The organism is Elizabethkingia argenteiflava, from assembly GCF_009904105.1.
Classification (GTDB): Bacteria; Bacteroidota; Bacteroidia; order Flavobacteriales; family Weeksellaceae; genus Elizabethkingia; species Elizabethkingia argenteiflava.
The window spans coordinates 18,077-32,343 of record NZ_JAAABJ010000507.1 but is presented as its reverse complement, the minus strand read 5'-3'; the positions used below and the strand labels follow the sequence as shown (position 1 = coordinate 32,343).

Below are 14,267 nucleotides of genomic sequence, written 5' to 3'. Positions count from 1 at the left end.
TTTTTGATTTTATATACTTTAAAATTTGCCATAACATCACTTCTTATATTTTTAATAAATTAGTATATAAATACCCATAGGCATGATGAGGAGGACTATTTAAAGCCTAAAATTTTGTACCTTTCCTACATACACTTGAAGGCTTTTTAAGGACAATTCTAACACAAAGTATCTCCATATTTTGCATTTTCCCACTACTCCATTCTCCGTATATCCCCACTGCTGTTGCAGTTAGCATGAAAAAGGTTAATCAATATTCATTTCAACAGCAGGAAAAATATTGTCTGAAACAATGCCCTCCGAAAGTAAGCATACGGATATGTGACGGTTTAAAATCATTTTTATAATTCTGATTGTGTCCCTATAATCTCCCAACTCACTTTGATTACTTTGTCCTCAATCGTCAAGCGGCTGGCGACCCTTTCTATCAGACTATCCTGCCGGGTCACAGATTGAATAACTGCCGTTATGGTTACTTGGGTTACATCGTCCGTATCATCGCTGGTCAAAGACTTTAGCAATAGTTTCTCGTCATTCCCGAGCATTTGCATGAGCCGTACCCGGATGTGGTTTTCCACTTCGGTTTTACATTTAATCGTGAACAGATAGTCGATTTGGGTAGTCTCGGTTTTAATGAACGTAAGCAAATTCAATTTTTGTCCAACGGGACGAAGTACTATATGGGTAAGCATAATGGAGGCGGTAACCATAGCTGCTTCTACAAACAAGCCCAAACCGGAAAGCGAACCTACCGCAGCTGAACACCAAATAGTGGCAGCCGTGTTTAAGCCCTGTACACTTAATCCATCTTTCATAATCACACCTGCCCCCAAGAAACCTATACCTGTTACAATCTGCGCTGCAATGCGACTTGGGTCGCCTGTATTACCGGTAAGAGAAACCGAGATAAGGATGTAAGTCACCGCACCCAAAGACACCAGCGTATTGGTACGAAGCCCTGCGCTCTTTTGCCGCCACTGCCTTTCAATGCCTATAGCGACACCGAATAGTAATGCGGCAGATAACCTTATTGCAAATGTTAAGATTTCCATTGGTAACACATTTTAATGTAAGAATGGTACAAAGGTCTTTATCTCCTGGTGGAAACACTGTTAGAGAAGCAATAGAAAAAAATTAGAATTTTATTAGATAAGGTGCTTATTGCAGCTCATTATTTTTACCTCCTGTATTTTTTGTTGGCTTTTAATTTATCGCTTGACTTTTTTAGTTGCCCTTTCAGGGTTTATTGTGCGGCGTAAATTATCTTCATTTCAGTGACTTTTAATGATAATGGCAATAAATGTTACCGTGTGGGTGGTAACAATCATTACATAATCATGCTCAGTGTTTGTATTGCAACACCAAGAAAATAAGCTAATTCGGAAAGTGAAACCCGTTGCAAAATTTCGGGGTAAATGATTTCCAGTTATTCATTTGAATTTGGTGTTATTATTATGATGTGGGGATATGTGGTAAAATAACAGTAAAGGTTGTTCCCTGATTTTCTTTGGATAGGATGGCTATTGTGCCTTTATGCAAAGCGATAATCTTTTGGGTAAGCGAAAGACCGATGCCGTTGCCTTCGGCAAACGTTTTGTTTACGCCACGGTAAAAGGGAGTGAAAATTTTTTTCATATCACTTTCGGAAATCCCAATACCGTTGTCGGCAAACCTCAATATAATTTTTTCGTTGCCAAATGAAACGGAAACGGTGCTCTGCCTTTCATATGAAAATTTGCAGCCGTTTTCAAACAGGTTTACAAAAGCCACTTTCAAAAGGTATTCATTGCCATTTACGGAGATTTGGTTATCGTTTTCAAAATCATTTTCAAAGTGAATATCAATTTTGTAATCAGGGTTGGTTTTATGTACCTGCTGCCGTGCATCCAGCAAAACTTCATCCATACGGATCGGCTTAAAAGCAATTTCAGAAGGGTCATAGCTTGCCTTTGCCAAATCCAGCAAACTATTGGATAAGCGCGCTAATTTTCTGGCATCGGTCAGGGCATTGTTCACCGCACTTTTATACTCCGCAATCGTGCGGTCTTTGTGGGCTGATAATTCCAATTCGGTAATAATGGCTGCAAGCGGTGTCCGCAGCTCGTGGGAAATATTGGAAACGAAGTGCTTTTGGGCATCAAAAGAGTTTTCCAGTCGGTTCAGCATTTCGTTGAAAGTATCTGCCAACTCTGAAAGTTCGTCTTTGCTGCTGTTGCTTGGTAAACGCAAGTCAAGATTGGTAGCGGAGATCTCTGCTGCCTTGCTGGTCATTTCCTTTACAGGTGCAAAGGCTTTTATAGAAAAGAAATGCCCCGCTATGCAGATAACCAGTATGGAAATAATAAAAACGGTAACAATCGTCTTAAACAGATCATCTAGTTTATCATAACCATATTGATCGTACGCAGCTGCAGTAATAATAAAACTTTTATCCTTAAATTCATATTTTAGCCCTATTACCTGCCAACCCTCTTGGTAGAAATGAATTTCCCCTTTATGATTAATTTTGTTTATCATTTGAGGGGTTTCTTTTACAAAATCTATATCCACTGCATCGTGATATAAAAGCTTAAATGCTGTATCATAAATCGCTACCTCAACTTCATTTAGTATTTTTCGATTGTTGTGGTAGATGTCCTGCAAGATTTTTTTATCAACGCTAGCGTTAAAAAAAAGATTGGCTTTTGTAATGGCTTCTTTTTTGAGAAGCGTATAAAAATCCTTTTCTCGATTTTCTTTTGCCGTGTAATAAGTAACGGCAGCAAACGCTAATAAAATCGTACCAGTAATAAGGGTAAATAATATGGTTATCCTTGTCCTGATCTTCATGATTCCGCTCTTAAAATAAATCCCATACCGGCTTTGGTGTGAATGAGTTTTTTATCAAAATTTCTATCAATTTTCTTTCTTAAATAATTGATATAAACGTCGATGAAGTTAGTACCTGTATCAAAATGAGTTTCCCACACTTTTTCGGCAATTTCTACTCTTGATAAGACCCTTTCGGGGTTTTGCAGCATATATTCCAGAAGATTAAACTCTTTCGGAGTAAGACTGATTTCTATACCTTTACGCTTTACCACCTTTGTGTGCAAATTCATTTCAAGGTCCGCAAAGCGTAAGATAAAACCTGTACTGTTTGCCGTTTTATGATTACGCTTTAATAATGCACGTATGCGCACCAACAGTTCTCGCATCTCAAAGGGTTTTACCAGATAATCGTCGGCTCCTGCATCAAAACCTTCTACCTTATCATCAGTTGTTCCCAGGGCTGTGAGCATAATAATCGGCATATCGGGCTTGGTTTCTCGGAGTCGCCTGCACAGTTCTATACCATCTAATTTTGGCAGAATAATATCGGTTATAATAAGATCGTAATCATTTTGAAATGCTAGTTTCTTGCCTAAAAGCCCGTCATAGGCTAAAGTAGAGGTAAAGCCATGCTCTTCTAAACCTCTTTGTATAAGTTTAGCTACTCGTTGATCATCCTCTATAATTAAAATTGTTTTTCTTAACCCATTCATAACCAGTGCAAATTTATAAATTTATTTCAGAGGGTGTTCCGATCTGATTTCTGCTCTTACAATAATACGCTAAATCGGTGGCACTTTATAAAAATATAAGTCTTCATCATCTACAAACATCGCCTGTGTGATCTTAGATATTAGACTATATTTACTGATGGGAAATCGGCCTTTTTATTATAAAGAATAGCACTTTGCCTTTGTTATAAAATGAGAGTTCGATTGCTCCCCTAAAAGAGTATATTCTGAATTTTAACCACGAGACAACAGATATCCGTCTAGATTTAACACTTTTATAAACCTTAAATTACTGAAGAAGTGATATTGCTTTAAAATGAATGTTTATTGATTTCTTTCTATTTGAAGCTGTTAGGCATGGTTGCTAATGAAAAGCTCGCAACTATTATCACATGATTATCGGGTATTCGGTATATATTAAATTATACTAATGTTTATTCTCCCTCCGTCTCTCCAAACCTATAGTTGTTCTCCAAATAAATAGCAGAAGCTTCGTGTACGCTATAATCTCCTATACGGGTACGGCGTAGTTGGGTTAAATAGGCTCCCACGTTTAAATTCTGTCCTATATCATGGGCCAAAGAACGTATATAGGTGCCTTTTGAGCAGCCTACGTAAAAAGAGACATAAGGTAAATTAACCTCTATACGATTAATATAAAAAATTGTTGTTTTGCGACTTTTTATCTCTACACATTCTCCTGCTCTGGCAAGATCATAAGCCCTCTTACCATCTACTTTTAAAGCTGAAAAAATAGGGGGTTTTTGATCTATTTCACCTATAAATTGATCTAAAGTTGTCTGAATATGAAGAGAAGTAATATTGGAAATATCCTGTGGAAAAATTTCAGGCTTCTCGGTATCGTAGGATTCGGTTTGTACACCTATCTTAATCTCTGCCCAATATTCCTTGGGAGCATCCTGGATTTGGGGAATTTTTTTAGTGGCTTTACCAGTACAAATAACCAACAGTCCCGTAGCTTTAGGATCTAGAGTTCCGGCATGTCCCACCTTTATTTTTTTTAATTTAAATTCCCGCTTAAGCTTCCATTTAATCTTATTGACTGTATTAAAAGAAGTCCAATCCAAAGGTTTGTCCACTAGTAATATCTGTCCTGCCTGTATATCCTCTGTCGTAAAGCTCATGGTGATGGGTTTGGTTTGTAAAAAAATAAAAGGAAAATCAATATTTTCCTTTTATTTAAGTTTTCAAAAATACTAATTTTTATGCGTAATAAAAATAAATGAGCAAAGCTAATCCTATTACAATTCGGTATATCCCCCAAAATCTAAATCCATATTTATTGAGCAAAGCAATAAAAGATTTAATGGCAATAATAGCCGTAATAAAAGCAATAAGGTTACCTATGAGAAACATGAGCAGAAGTTCCTGAGAACTCATCAACATTTCATATCCCTTCAAAGCCTGGCCTGTGGCTTCTCCCCAGGTTTTAACAAAGAGAGAATATACCGTTACCGCCAACATGGTGGGTACTGCCAGAAAAAAAGAAAACTCTGCAGCGGCTTTTCGGGATAAACCTTGTGTCATCCCCCCAATAATAGAGGCTGCACTACGACTGGTACCCGGCATCATGGCTAAACACTGCCAAACTCCAATAGTAAAAGCTTTCTTGATAGAAACCTCCTTTTCATCCATCACCTTAGGCTTTTTAAACCAGTTGTCTACAAAAAGTAAGACCACTCCTCCCGCTACCAAAACAGTAGAAATTGCAATTTGATTTCCCAAAACAGCTTCGATTTTATCATCGAAAAGCTTCCCCAATATCAAGGCAGGTATAACCGCTATGGCTAGTTTAATATAAAAATTAAGATTACTAAAATCAAAAAACTTTTTCCAGTAGGCCACCACTACAGCTAATATAGCTCCGAACTGAATGGAAACCTGGAACATTTTAAGATATTCAGTTTCCTCCATTCCCATAAGCTTGGCTGCAAAGCCCATATGGGCGGTGGAAGAAATGGGTAAAAATTCTGTAAGCCCCTCGACAACGGCTAAGATAATCGTATGTAATAAGTCCATTAGTTTTTTTTACGAATTAAGATCGCATAAATTTCTATCAAAAAACCTAGGATCACCAATAGTGGGGCGATTCTGATTCTACGAATAGAATTGATACCCTCATTCCAATAATTGGGATCATAGCTCCCTTCCGGAGTGGTATTGGCATCTGATCCCATCATGAGAAAAAAACCTAGAATGATACAACCTAAGCCTATAAGCATGTATTTATAATTCTCCTTACTAAAATAGAAAGAATTTTGGTTTGAAATCTCACCTGTGGATTCCAAATGTTTTGTTTTTTTTACCCCCATTTAAGAATAATATAAATCGTCAATTTTACTTTTTAAGAATCTCCAGGTAGCAAAAATCGTACTCATAACGGTAATAAATATCCCTACCCCCAGCACTAGAATAATTAAATAAATAAATTGGGTCTGATCGGAAATGAATACAGAACCTATTTTCTTAGTAAAATAATACCACATAGAAAAGAGCACCACCAAACCTATTACAGCCCCTATTATCCCTAAAAGAATAGCCTCTCTAATAAAGGGCATTAAAATAAACCTTCGCTGCGCGCCTACCAACTGCATGGTTTTAATGGTAAACCTTTTTGAAAAAATCTTCAACCGAATAGAATTGTTGATCAATACAATGGCAACACCCAAAAATATAATAGAAAATACTAAAATCCAAGTTAGAATTCTATTGAGGTTGTTATAAACATCTATGGTAAGGCTACTGTCATTTTTAACTTCTTTTACGCCGGTTACCTGTGTCAATTGCTCAACAACACCGTCAATCTTAGTAGGATCTACATATTCTGGTTTCAGAGCTACCTCTACAGAAGGCGGAAAAATATTCTTCTCAAATAAGGCTTCACTATCTATTCCCAAAGTTTTCTTAGCTTCTTTTGAGGCTTGTTCCTGAGTGATAAAAGTAGCTTTCTGAACAAAAGGGAGCGCCTGAATAGCCCTGAAAGTCTTTTGATTCATTTGCTCGACTTTGTCTTTATTTTTTACCTCCAGATACTCCTTAAAGTAAACATTTACAACCAACTGTTCTTTAATATAATCAGAATACTTTTGTGCATTAATCAAAATTAAACCAAAAAGCCCGATTAAAAATAAAACCAAAGCAATACTAATTACTACTGTTATATTACTGGATCTTAATCTTTTCTTATTAAAATCGTCTACAGTTCTTGCCATTCAAAATTATTTTTCTGCTAAAGTAAAAAAAACTTCCGAAATTTGCACCAGATAAAGCAAAAATTGAATATTAAATTAAGACATAAATCAATTGAAAGTAACAGCAAAAAAACATCTTGGTCAGCATTTTTTAACGGATGAAAATATAGCCTCCAAAATTGCAAATGGTTTATCCGGAAAAGGATATGAATTGGTATTGGAGGTCGGTCCAGGTATGGGGGTATTGACCAAATATTTATTAGAAAAAAAACAAGAGGTATTTGTTGCTGAAATTGACCATGAATCCGTCTCTTATCTTAAGTTACACTATCCTCAATTAAAAGACCATATTTTGAGTGACTTTTTAAAATTGGATGTTCAAAGTCTCTTCAGTCAACAGATAGCCGTAATCGGAAATTTCCCTTATAATATATCCTCCCAAATTTTATTTAAGGTTATTGATCATTACACACATATTCCAGAAATGACAGGAATGTTCCAAAAAGAGGTAGCTGAGCGTACAGCTGCTGTACCCCGCACCAAAGACTATGGCATTTTATCGGTGATGGTACAGGCTTATTACGACGTTCAATATCTGTTTACGGTTCACGAAAACGTTTTTAACCCTCCCCCAAAGGTAAAATCCGGAGTCATCAGTCTTCTTCGCAATCCGAAAGAAGGATTAATAGGCAATGAAGTACTTTTTAAGCAACTTGTAAAAACTGGATTTAACCAACGCCGCAAAACACTTAGAAATGCTTTAAAATCTATAGGAATTCCTATCCATCTAGCCGATCATGAGTTTCTCAATAAAAGAGCAGAGGAGCTCAGTGTAGCTGATTTTATCCATCTTACAAAGATGTGGAAGTTACCTTCTTAAAAAGAACATCTTAAGCTTTATATAAACTTAAAAAGATTCTTTCCTATTAACTGCTGATGTATTAACCACCTAATCCCGTATAGTCCTCTCCTTGTTTTCTGAATTTTTTTAAAAAAATTCAGAAATAATAATAAATATAATCTAACGCCTATATAAAAATTTAGCTTCTGAGAAGGATGATTTTTTTTATTATAACATAATTGCTATATTTGCTAGTAATTCAAAATTAAAAGATGAGACAAAACACTTATGAAACCAATGTTATTCAGGTAGTTCCTGAAGAATTAAAGGCTAGTCAAGCAAAATACATGGCTGGGGTATACGGATGGATGGCATTAGCTTTACTCGTTACAGGTCTTGTAGCTTACTTAGTGGCAGGAAACGAATTGCTTATCACTAGTATGATCTCCAATAAGCCTCTCTTCTACGGCTTAATTATTGCAGAATTTGGTCTTGTGATTTGGTTATCTGCCAGAATTACCAAAATGTCATCTGCACTTTCCATACTGCTATTTATGGGATATGCCATATTAAACGGATTAACCCTTTCCCTTATTTTTTTAATTTATACCTTTTCTTCTATTGCATCGACCTTCTTTATTACAGCTGGAACCTTTGCTGTAATGAGTGTATATGGATATGTTACCAAGTCGGACCTCACCAAAATCGGTAAAATTTTAATCATGCTATTGGTAGGGCTCATTATTGCTTCTGTGGTAAATTTATTTTTGAAAAGTCCTCTGGTATATTGGATTACCACCTATGTGGGAGTAGCTGTATTCGTGGGATTAATTGCCTATGATACCCAAAAAATCAAAAACTACTTTTTAGAAGTAGGTGGACAGGAGTCCCTACTCGGAAGGATAGCTATTATGGGAGCTTTAACCCTTTACCTAGATTTCATCAATTTATTTTTGTTCCTTTTAAGATTATTTGGAGGAGGAAAAAAGTGATCATTAAAGTTAATATTGGCTAAAAAAGAGACTACACTGTGGTCTCTTTTTCCTTCACAATGCTTTCGTGACACCCAATCCAAAAAGTGCAAAATCATAAAGCGCTGGATCCTGTGGTTTATATTGTCGTAACTTCAGATCCAGCTCTTCTACAGCCTTCCAATCATTTTGTTTTCTATTTAATATCCCAAGATATCGCGCTATATTTCCAGAATGGACATCCAAAGGACACGATAGCTTTCGTTGATCCAAATGCTTCCATATTCCCAAATCTACCCCGCGCTTATCATATCGCACCATCCATCGTAAATACATCATCAGCCGTTTTGCTGCAGAATTTTTATAGGTGCTACTCACGTGCTTATAGCATCGGTGGGGTTTAGCTACTAAAAATGCCGTCCGGAATCTTTCCAAAGCATGATAAAAGTTAGTTTCTTCCTCTCTCGGCTGTAAGAAAAAAGCTAAAGATTCCTGCTGTTGGTATAGACGCTGTAAATTAAAAACAAACTGTTTAAAATCCTCAGCATTAAAAGTTCTGTGAATAGCTTTATTCTCAATCCCTTTAAAGTGGGTTTCTTTAGCACTCATCACAAAATCATAAGGAGATTCCCCCATAAAATGCATCATCTTATAAGCATTAGCTACAATGCTTTTTCTATTCCCCCAAGCAATAGTGGCCGCTAGAAATCCAGAGATTTCAACATCCTGCTTTCTTGAATATTGATGGGGAATTTGAAGGGGATCGCTCTCAATATACTCAGCCTGATTAAACGCATCAGCCTTCTCATCTAAGAAGTCGAAAATTTCTTTTTCTGTCATTTTATATTTTAATGGGCTCTAAGCTAATGGGTAAATAAGTATTGGGGAAATATTTTCTAGCCTCATCTATAAATACATTTAGATCGGTATACCGGTTGGAAAAATGTCCGAGAATAAGTTTTTTAACATTGGCATTTCTGGCTATAATAGCCGCTTCCTGTGCTGTAGTATGTCCTGTATAATCGGCCATTTCTTTTAAATCATGCAAAAAAGTAGCTTCGTGATACAGTACATCCACCTCTTGAATAATAGGAATGATATTCTCTTTATACCGGGTATCCGAACAAAAAGCATATGAAACGGGTGGCTCTGGATCGTTTGTTAATATTTCATTTTTCAAGGTATATCCATCGGAAAGAATAAAGTCTTCTCCCCGCTTCAGCTTATGATAATCACAAGTATCAATTTCAGTATATTTTTCAATTTCAGCAATATTCAGTCGTCGATCTTTTTGTTTTTCTTTAAAAAGATAACCATTGCAATAAATTCTGTGATCTAAAGGAATTGTCCACACTTCTAACTTGTTATCTTCGTATATACACTCGGACCCTATTCCATCCAGCTCATAATATACCACTTTAAAACCACGCTGAGTCTCGGTTATACTAAAGATGGTTTCCAACATTTTTTTTATTCCCTTTGGCCCATATACATATAAATCCTGAGTTCTCCCTAATAAACGTAATGAAGCGATTAAACCCGGTAAGCCAAAACAATGATCTCCATGCAAATGCGAAATAAAAATATGGTTAATTTTAGAAAATTTTGCTTTCGCTTTTCTCAGCTGTACCTGGGTTCCTTCGCCACAATCAATAAGAAAATAGCGTTCGCTCATTTCTAAAAGTTGAGCGGTTGGTGAAGATCTAATGGTCGGAATTGCTGAATTATACCCTAAAATTGTAAGATATGCCCCCAAAATTTAAACTTAATTTATAACAAATATACATTTATGCTTTTAAATATTCCAAAAATTGCCGTAGTGCATGGGCTCTATGGCTAATTTTATTTTTTTCCGTAGTTTTCATCTCTGCAAAGGTGAGGTTATGATGCTCCGGAATGAAAATAGGATCATAGCCAAATCCCTTTTCTCCACTTACTTCATGAGCCAACTTTCCATATACACGGCCCTCAAAATAGCGTTCCTGATCTTCTGAAATCAAACATAATACCGTAATAAAGTATGCACTGCGCTCTGCATTTCCCTGCATTTCTTCCAATACTTTTTTTATATTAGCTTTAAAATCATGATCACCTGCATATCTTGCGGAATAAATCCCAGGTCTCCCCCCCAAAGCGGGTACTACCAAACCACTATCATCCCCAAGACTGGGTTTTCCTGTTTTTTGAAAACAATACTGTGCTTTTATTTTTGCATTTTCTTGAAAAGTTTGCCCATTTTCTATTATTTCATCAAATAGCTGATAGTCGCTAAGACTGGTTATTCTGTAATCGGGTAAAATTTGCTGAATTTCTGCTTTTTTGTGTTCGTTATGAGTCGCTACTAAAATTTCCATCTTACACATTAATCTTTATAATGAATCTTATTTTTATATATAAACAGGTATCCGAAAAAGGAAATGATGACCACTCCTATAAGAAGTAAATAGATTTCGGATATCTTAAAAAAAGTGGCTAAAGATTCTTCCGAAGTATAGAGCATAAGCATGGAAGATAGAAAGTTATTAAAAGCATGCAAAAGAATAGGAAGTAACAAAGTTTTCGTCTTAAAGTACACATAACCGAAAATTAATCCTATTAGTAATGCCCCTAAAAATTGCCAAGGATTCGCGTGAACAAGACCAAAAATAACAGCAGAAATAAAAATAGATTTTGCAGGCGACACTCCTTTATTTATCATTCCCTTCTGAATAATCCCTCTAAAAATAATTTCTTCCAAAACGGGTGCAAAAAAACTAGTCATCAAAAATAGCGCCATTGGTTCCCAGGACATTTGCTTAAATAGCATCTGAAACTGTTCATACCAAGGTCCAAAAAATTTGCCCGTGGTGGGAATTAGCCCTGTTAGATATTCCACAATAAAGATTCCACCGAGCATAAGTGGAAACACAATGAAATAAGTCGAGGTCGGCACAGATTTCATATTAAAATTCAATCGGCTGCCAGTAGTAGGCTTTACAATAAATTGATCAAAAGCAAATATACACCCCAGGAAAGTTAAAACATAAGAAACCATCATAAAGAAAACTGTCATCTTTATAATCTCTACAGAGGAGATAAAGCCTTGGACAAATTCCCAAACCTGAAGCATGCCCAATTGCATGAAAAGAAAAACGCTTATTAACAAAACAGCACCTCTCCAACTCAATAAATATTCCCTGCCCGGGTGTAAATATTCTTCCATACGATATTTTAAGAGCAAAGATAATAAATAGCTGCGGCCCACACGGCATATCTTGTAGATTTGATAACTTCATAAAAAATCCCGATTTTTGCCCTCATAAAACTCAACATGTCAAACTTACTACACGAAATACAAAAACGTAAAACCTTCGGTATTATCTCCCATCCAGATGCAGGGAAAACCACACTAACAGAAAAATTACTACTTTTCGGAGGTGCTATTCAAGAGGCTGGCGCAGTAAAGAGTAATAAAATAAAAAAAGGAGCGACTTCCGATTTTATGGAAATTGAACGCCAAAGAGGAATTTCGGTGGCGACTTCCGTATTGGCTTTTGAATATAAAAATCATAAGATTAATATACTCGATACGCCCGGACATAAGGATTTTGGTGAAGATACCTATCGCACGTTAACAGCTGTCGACAGTGTAATTGTAGTTATAGACGTTGCTAAAGGGGTTGAGGAACAAACTGAAAAACTGGTAAAAGTTTGCCGGATGCGTAACATTCCTATATTGGTTTTTATCAATAAACTAGATCGAGAAGGTAAGGATGCCTTCGACTTATTGGATGAGGTAGAACAGAAATTAGGATTAAGGGTTACCCCTCTTTCATGGCCTATAGGCATGGGAGCAGAATTTCAAGGAATTTATAATATTTGGGAAAATAACATCCAGCTTTTCCTGGAAGAGAAGAAACAAAAAGTAGGGAATGCTCTTAAAATCGACAATATTCAGGACAGTAAAGTCGATGAACTTATTGGAGATCAAGCTGCAGCTATACTTCGTGATGAAATAGAATTAACCTCCTCTGTATACCCTGACTTTGACCGCGAAGCCTATATACAAGGGAAATTACAGCCTGTGTTTTTTGGATCAGCCCTCAACAATTTTGGTGTCAGGGAACTGCTTGATGCATTTATTGACATCGCTCCTATGCCACAACCTAAAGAAAGTGATAAGCGATTGGTAAAACCTGAAGAGGAAAAGTTCACTGGTTTTGTTTTTAAAATCCATGCCAATATGGACCCCAAACACCGCGATCGACTGGCCTTTGTAAAAATTGTCTCGGGAACTTTTAAGCGAAATGAAAATTACCTATTGGTAAGAGAAAATAAAAAGATGAAATTTTCCTCACCAAATGCTTTTTTTGCAGATAAAAAAGAAATCGTAGACGAAAGTTATCCAGGTGATATCGTAGGTCTACACGATACCGGAAACTTCCGTATTGGCGATACTTTGACGACTGGAGAAATCATCAACTTCCAAGGGATTCCTTCCTTCTCTCCGGAGCACTTTCGTTTTATCAATAATGAAGATCCCCTAAAGGCAAAACAATTAACAAAAGGCATAGAACAGCTGATGGATGAAGGGGTGGCTCAACTCTTCACTATGGAGATGAATGGCAGAAAAATTATCGGTACAGTAGGAGCCCTACAATATGAGGTCATTCAGTATCGTTTGGAACACGAATATGGAGCCAAATGCTCCTATGAAACTATTAATATACACAAAGCATGCTGGGTAGAAGCTGATGAAAAATCGGAAGAATTCAAGGAGTTTGCCAAACTAAAACAAAGATTTTTAGCCCGCGACAAATATAATCGATTGGTTTTCTTAGCAGATTCTTCCTTTACCATTACAATGAATCAGGAAAAATTTCCGAATATAAAACTACACTTCATTAGCGAGTTTACCCCTCAAAATTAAAAAATAAATTAAAGATAATCTCAGATGGAAAGGCTGGGATTATCTTGATTAAACCACTTAAGATCAGATTTATTTAGACATTGAAGAGACTTCCATATTTTACCAGTCTCTGGCTTTACCATTCCTTAAATCTATATTTATTTATAAATATTATTTAGATTTCTATACTCTATCTTAGATTTTTTTATCTAGTTTTGTTAGAAATATACTTCCTTATGAAAAAAGCATTTGCACTATTTCTGATTATTGCTTGCTATTTATGCTATGCCCAAGAATCACCTAGAATATTAAAAACAAAATTTTCAAAAGAAGCGCTGGCTCAGAAGATCGTGACTCCAGAGGGGAAGATACTTTCCATTGGGCAAGTTTTGAATAAACATAAAGGAAAAATTATTGTACTCGATATTTGGGCGGGCTGGTGCCAAGATTGTATTAAGGCCTTCCCCAAAGCAAAAGAATTAGAGACCAGGAACCCAAATATTCATTTTCTTTTCTTTTCATTAGACCGCACTAAAGAAAACTTTGCTCGGAGCCTTGAAAAATTCAATATGAAAGGAAAAGAGAACTACTGGTTTTCCGAAGGTTGGAAAAATAAGTTCAACAACTATATCGATCTGAATTGGATCCCTCGTTATTTAGTCATCGATCAAAAAACCGATATTGCCCACTATTATGCGATTACTCCTGATGATCCGGAACTCCAAAGAACATTAGACAGACTCACTCAAAAATAATGGTGAAGTTGCATCATTGATTTCTTCTTCGATAAATATGCAGGCTTTTTTATTTGGA

Annotated in this window: 15 protein-coding genes; 4 read left to right on the top strand and 11 right to left on the bottom strand. The window is 36.2% G+C overall.

Annotated elements, in window-relative coordinates; genetic code table 11:
• Positions 1–341 precede the first annotated feature (341 nt).
• From GNY06_RS06870 to GNY06_RS06840, 7 genes are all read right to left on the bottom strand, one after another.
• Entirely contained in the window at positions 342–1,052 is a 711-nt protein-coding gene (locus GNY06_RS06870; RefSeq protein ID WP_166519378.1) for an MgtC/SapB family protein, read from the bottom strand.
• Between the two features lie 400 nt (positions 1,053–1,452).
• The gene (locus GNY06_RS06865) at positions 1,453–2,829 is read right to left on the bottom strand and encodes a HAMP domain-containing sensor histidine kinase (protein ID WP_166519377.1); all 1,377 of its coding nucleotides are present in this window, start codon (positions 2,827–2,829) and stop codon (positions 1,453–1,455) included.
• On the bottom strand, positions 2,826–3,524 hold the full coding sequence (locus GNY06_RS06860) for a response regulator transcription factor (protein ID WP_166519376.1): 699 nt from the start codon (positions 3,522–3,524) through the stop codon (positions 2,826–2,828). The genes GNY06_RS06865 and GNY06_RS06860 overlap by 4 nt, the downstream gene beginning before the upstream one ends.
• Positions 3,525–3,976: 452 nt before the next feature.
• On the bottom strand, positions 3,977–4,687 hold the full coding sequence (gene truB / locus GNY06_RS06855; protein WP_166519375.1) for a tRNA pseudouridine(55) synthase TruB: 711 nt from the start codon (positions 4,685–4,687) through the stop codon (positions 3,977–3,979).
• A 79-nt stretch (positions 4,688–4,766) separates the two neighbouring features.
• Entirely contained in the window at positions 4,767–5,582 is an 816-nt protein-coding gene (locus tag GNY06_RS06850; protein WP_166519374.1) for an undecaprenyl-diphosphate phosphatase, read from the bottom strand.
• Positions 5,582–5,875, bottom strand: a complete 294-nt coding sequence (locus GNY06_RS06845; RefSeq protein WP_166519373.1) for a DUF3098 domain-containing protein — start codon at positions 5,873–5,875, stop codon at positions 5,582–5,584. Before GNY06_RS06845 ends, GNY06_RS06850 begins: the two co-directional genes overlap by 1 nt.
• Positions 5,876–6,775 carry a cell division protein FtsX gene (locus tag GNY06_RS06840; protein WP_166519372.1) on the bottom strand — a complete coding sequence of 300 codons (900 nt, stop codon included), beginning with the start codon at positions 6,773–6,775 and terminating at the stop codon, positions 5,876–5,878.
• 91 nt (positions 6,776–6,866) lie between these two features.
• Between GNY06_RS06840 and rsmA the strand changes: the two genes are divergently transcribed.
• Positions 6,867–7,634 carry a 16S rRNA (adenine(1518)-N(6)/adenine(1519)-N(6))-dimethyltransferase RsmA gene (rsmA, locus tag GNY06_RS06835; protein WP_166519371.1) on the top strand — a complete coding sequence of 256 codons (768 nt, stop codon included), beginning with the start codon at positions 6,867–6,869 and terminating at the stop codon, positions 7,632–7,634.
• Positions 7,635–7,867: 233 nt separating this feature from the next.
• Positions 7,868–8,587 (top strand): Bax inhibitor-1/YccA family protein, encoded by a 720-nt coding sequence (locus GNY06_RS06830; protein WP_166519370.1) that lies wholly within the window; start codon positions 7,868–7,870, stop codon positions 8,585–8,587.
• A gap of 54 nt (positions 8,588–8,641) precedes the next feature.
• Here the strand turns inward: GNY06_RS06830 and GNY06_RS06825 are convergent, their stop codons facing one another.
• Genes GNY06_RS06825 through GNY06_RS06810 form a run of 4 tightly spaced genes read right to left on the bottom strand, consistent with a single transcriptional unit; the run spans position 8,642 to position 11,768 of the window.
• Entirely contained in the window at positions 8,642–9,406 is a 765-nt protein-coding gene (locus GNY06_RS06825; protein WP_166519369.1) for a TIGR02757 family protein, read from the bottom strand.
• Position 9,407: 1 nt separating this feature from the next.
• Positions 9,408–10,322, bottom strand: coding sequence for a ribonuclease Z (locus GNY06_RS06820; RefSeq protein WP_166519368.1), 915 nt, complete (start codon positions 10,320–10,322; stop codon positions 9,408–9,410).
• A 31-nt stretch (positions 10,323–10,353) separates the two neighbouring features.
• A complete protein-coding gene (gene rdgB / locus GNY06_RS06815) occupies positions 10,354–10,920 on the bottom strand; it encodes an RdgB/HAM1 family non-canonical purine NTP pyrophosphatase (protein ID WP_166519367.1) in 567 nt (188 codons plus the stop codon).
• Positions 10,921–10,928: 8 nt separating this feature from the next.
• Complete coding sequence (locus GNY06_RS06810; protein WP_166519366.1) at positions 10,929–11,768, bottom strand: CPBP family intramembrane glutamic endopeptidase; 840 nt, start codon at positions 11,766–11,768, stop codon at positions 10,929–10,931.
• A 108-nt stretch (positions 11,769–11,876) separates the two neighbouring features.
• Here GNY06_RS06810 and GNY06_RS06805 point away from each other — a divergent pair, with 108 nt between their 5' ends.
• Both GNY06_RS06805 and GNY06_RS06800 read left to right on the top strand, forming a co-directional pair.
• Positions 11,877–13,475, top strand: coding sequence for a peptide chain release factor 3 (locus GNY06_RS06805; RefSeq protein WP_166519365.1), 1,599 nt, complete (start codon positions 11,877–11,879; stop codon positions 13,473–13,475).
• Between the two features lie 215 nt (positions 13,476–13,690).
• Positions 13,691–14,209 (top strand): TlpA family protein disulfide reductase, encoded by a 519-nt coding sequence (locus GNY06_RS06800; RefSeq protein ID WP_166519364.1) that lies wholly within the window; start codon positions 13,691–13,693, stop codon positions 14,207–14,209.
• Positions 14,210–14,267 lie beyond the last annotated feature (58 nt).

Coding starts and splice junctions, on each gene's coding strand:
- GNY06_RS06870 (WP_166519378.1), bottom strand. CDS start 1,052: ATGGAAATCTTAACATTTGCAATAAGGTTATCTGCCGCATTACTATTC.
- GNY06_RS06865 (WP_166519377.1), bottom strand. CDS start 2,829: ATGAAGATCAGGACAAGGATAACCATATTATTTACCCTTATTACTGGT.
- GNY06_RS06860 (WP_166519376.1), bottom strand. CDS start 3,524: ATGAATGGGTTAAGAAAAACAATTTTAATTATAGAGGATGATCAACGA.
- truB (WP_166519375.1), bottom strand. CDS start 4,687: ATGAGCTTTACGACAGAGGATATACAGGCAGGACAGATATTACTAGTG.
- GNY06_RS06850 (WP_166519374.1), bottom strand. CDS start 5,582: ATGGACTTATTACATACGATTATCTTAGCCGTTGTCGAGGGGCTTACA.
- GNY06_RS06845 (WP_166519373.1), bottom strand. CDS start 5,875: ATGGGGGTAAAAAAAACAAAACATTTGGAATCCACAGGTGAGATTTCA.
- GNY06_RS06840 (WP_166519372.1), bottom strand. CDS start 6,775: ATGGCAAGAACTGTAGACGATTTTAATAAGAAAAGATTAAGATCCAGT.
- GNY06_RS06830 (WP_166519370.1), top strand. CDS start 7,868: ATGAGACAAAACACTTATGAAACCAATGTTATTCAGGTAGTTCCTGAA.
- GNY06_RS06825 (WP_166519369.1), bottom strand. CDS start 9,406: ATGACAGAAAAAGAAATTTTCGACTTCTTAGATGAGAAGGCTGATGCG.
- rdgB (WP_166519367.1), bottom strand. CDS start 10,920: ATGGAAATTTTAGTAGCGACTCATAACGAACACAAAAAAGCAGAAATT.
- GNY06_RS06810 (WP_166519366.1), bottom strand. CDS start 11,768: ATGGAAGAATATTTACACCCGGGCAGGGAATATTTATTGAGTTGGAGA.
- GNY06_RS06805 (WP_166519365.1), top strand. CDS start 11,877: ATGTCAAACTTACTACACGAAATACAAAAACGTAAAACCTTCGGTATT.
- GNY06_RS06800 (WP_166519364.1), top strand. CDS start 13,691: ATGAAAAAAGCATTTGCACTATTTCTGATTATTGCTTGCTATTTATGC.